The organism is Ligilactobacillus agilis DSM 20509 (assembly GCF_001436215.1).
Lineage (GTDB): Bacteria > Bacillota > Bacilli > Lactobacillales > Lactobacillaceae > Ligilactobacillus > Ligilactobacillus agilis.
In genome coordinates, this window is the sequence record NZ_AYYP01000048.1 from 1 (window position 1) to 228 (window position 228).

At 37.7% G+C, this 228-nt stretch carries 1 pseudogene; it reads left to right on the top strand.

Annotated elements, in window-relative coordinates:
- Window positions 1–228: pseudogene (locus FC14_RS06080) on the top strand (RNA-guided endonuclease TnpB family protein); the annotation flags it as partial.

A 228-nucleotide genomic window follows, 5' to 3' on the forward strand; every position in this document is an offset into this window, starting at 1 on the left:
ACTTGGAAGTTTGGCTTAGCTAAATTACTTAAAACTGGTGGTAAGTGGTATTTACATATCTCGGCTACTAAAACTGTAGCTGATTTTGATAACCAAACTGTAAAACACGTTGTTGGCATTGATCGTGGTTTACGCTTTTTAGCTACTACTTATGACGAACAAGGTCAAACTTCCTTCTTTGACGGTAAGACAGTGATGCGTAAACGAGCTAAGTATCAAAAGTTACGG